Annotated in this window: 4 protein-coding genes and 1 pseudogene; 2 read left to right on the forward strand and 3 right to left on the reverse strand. The window is 70.3% G+C overall.

The window, feature by feature from the left end; genetic code table 11:
• Both ACFVJS_RS27615 and ACFVJS_RS27620 read left to right on the forward strand, forming a co-directional pair.
• Positions 1-442: pseudogene (locus ACFVJS_RS27615) on the forward strand (hypothetical protein); the annotation flags it as partial.
• Positions 443-526: 84 nt separating this feature from the next.
• Positions 527-1,069 (forward strand): Uma2 family endonuclease, encoded by a 543-nt coding sequence (locus ACFVJS_RS27620; protein ID WP_378886741.1) that lies wholly within the window; start codon positions 527-529, stop codon positions 1,067-1,069.
• Positions 1,070-1,076: 7 nt separating this feature from the next.
• On the opposite strand, the gene ACFVJS_RS27625 is transcribed toward ACFVJS_RS27620, so the two are convergent.
• The 3 genes from ACFVJS_RS27625 to ACFVJS_RS27635 form a co-directional block, all read right to left on the reverse strand.
• On the reverse strand, positions 1,077-1,370 hold the full coding sequence (locus ACFVJS_RS27625) for a hypothetical protein (protein ID WP_378886742.1): 294 nt from the start codon (positions 1,368-1,370) through the stop codon (positions 1,077-1,079).
• Complete coding sequence (locus ACFVJS_RS27630; protein WP_378886743.1) at positions 1,357-1,659, reverse strand: hypothetical protein; 303 nt, start codon at positions 1,657-1,659, stop codon at positions 1,357-1,359. The genes ACFVJS_RS27625 and ACFVJS_RS27630 overlap by 14 nt, the downstream gene beginning before the upstream one ends.
• 394 nt (positions 1,660-2,053) lie before the next feature.
• Positions 2,054-2,256: GNAT family N-acetyltransferase (locus ACFVJS_RS27635; protein WP_378886744.1), on the reverse strand; the 203-nt coding region annotated here is incomplete at its 5' end.

Consider the following 2,256-nt stretch of genomic DNA (forward strand, 5'->3'; position numbering starts at 1 on the left):
GGAGCAACCCGAGACCCGAGACCAGTCGATCCTGGCGCCGCCGCTCGAGCTCCCGACCGGGTTCGTGATCCCGAACAGGCTCGCCAATGCCGCCCGCCACCTGGCGCCCGGCGGGCGCTTCCTGGTCGAGGTCGGCGTGCCGGGGCTGCGGCGGCTCCCGCCGGGGAGCCCGGCGATCCCGTTCGACGTCTCCCCCGCGCATCTCGGCTTCGACACCTACGACCTGGTCACCCAGCAGGCGGTCTCGCACCACTACACCTGCGAGCCCGACGGCCGTTTCCGCTACGGCCAACACAACTTCCGCTTCGTGTGGCCCTCCGAGCTCGACCTGATGGCGCGGCTGGCAGGGATGACCCTGGAGGCGAGGTACGCCGGCTGGGACCGCTCCGAGTTCACCAGCGACTCCACGAGTCACGTCTCCATGTGGCGCAAGCCGGCCTAGTGCTGGACCGGCTCCCACGGATCAGCGAGACTGGAGGTGGACGACGAATCCACCTATCCGATCACCACCAGAAGGGAGCGTGTGATGAGCATCGCCAGCCACTCTGACGACCTCACCCGCGTGCCGATGTCGTGGGACGAGTATCTCGCCCTCGAGGACACCCCGGGTGAGTACTACGGAGGATCGCTCGTCACCATGGCACCGCCAGGACGCAAACACCAGCGCATCATGTTCGATCTCCAGACGCTGATCCGCCACCATCTCGCTCCGGGCACCGATGTGACCCAAGCATGGGGATGGTCGCCGAGAGGCGTGCGCGAGGAGCTCGTCCCCGACCTCATGGTCCATGTCCAGACCGACGAGGAACGGACGTTGACGAGCACACCGCACCTTGTGGTCGAGATCCTCTCCAGCAACCGGCGCGACGACCTGGTCGGCAAGCTCAACCGCTACGCGCAGTGGGGTGCTCCGGCGTACTGGATCGTCGACCCTCGTGACCACGTCATCCTCACCCACCGCCTCGAGGACGGCTACTTCGTGGAGACCGGCCGCTACACGAGCGGGACGGCGACGCTGACGTACGGCCCCGTGGAGGTCCCGATCGACGTCGACGCCCTCCTCGGCTGATCCGACGTCACTTGCGCTGGAACTCCCAGGCGAGCAGGATCGCCGACTGCACGGCTTCTGCCGGAGCTCGATCGAGATAGACCTCGATCTTGTGGTGCGCCTCCAGCCTCGGCGGGATGCCGAACGCGTCCGGCCAGCGTTCGATCAGCTCCTCGCGCTTTTCGATCGGCACCCGGACGAGCAGCGTCGTCGGGTCGGTGAACCGGGCGACGAGGCGATGGTGATCGACGTACCAGCCGCGCGGTTTGTGGCGGCAACCCTCCAGGGTCGCCAGGTGGGCGTCGACCTCAGCGGGCGTCATGCTCCGGAGCGTACGCCGACCGCCAGCGCTCCGCGGCGACCTTCGCCGCCTCGCCGATGAGGCCGGTCAGCTCGGGACGGTCGGGCACCGGGAACGAGGTGTAGGCGCCGCGGCCGCCGTCGACCGGCCGCCCGTAGGCCTTGGCGGCAAGCCGGCCGTCGGTCAGCAGGCGTACGTTGAGGGTGGTGAGCCGGAAGGTCACCTCCCGCCTCCTGTCCGTCCACTGCAGCTCGTCCGGGATGGCCACGTTGATCGCCAGGGCGCTGACCTCGACCTCGTCCGTCGTCACGGGCCGAGTCTAGTCGCGCCAGAGTCCGATGTCGGTGGCGAAGCGGGCGGCCACGGTCTCGACGAGACCTCCGGTGGTCAGCAGCGCTGCGGTCTCGTCCGCGGACACGTCGGCGCCGTCGCCGCACAGGGTCAAAAGCCGCGCGAGGCCCGGCGCGAGCGACGGCTCGATCTCCCCCCAGCGTCCGGCCGCGGCCGTGCGCGCGTGGCGGTCCTGGCGCTCTGGGTCGCCGGCCTGGCGATCGCGCTCGCCCGCTGGGCGGCGCTGGCAGGGGCGACCCGCCCCAGGACGTACGCAAGGACCGGCCCGTAGACGGACGGCACTCGGTCGCGGCGCACGCCCGTGACGACCATACCGTCGGCGGTCACGCCCTCGCGCGGGTCTGCCACGGCTGTCAGGTCAGGCGCAGCGCCATCTTCGACTCCGTCCGCGGGTCGCCCTCGGGGAAGGGTTGCACGTCGCCGGTGGGCTCGAAGCCGATCCGCTCGTAGAGGCGGCGGCCGGACTCGTTGCCGTCGACGACCCACAGCGTCAGGACGGTCGCTCCGTCGCGGCGGGCCCAGTCGGCGACACCGTGGACGAGCGCCTCGGCGAGAC

It is taken from the genome of Nocardioides sp. NPDC057772 (assembly GCF_042798075.1).
GTDB lineage: Bacteria > Actinomycetota > Actinomycetes > Propionibacteriales > Nocardioidaceae > Nocardioides.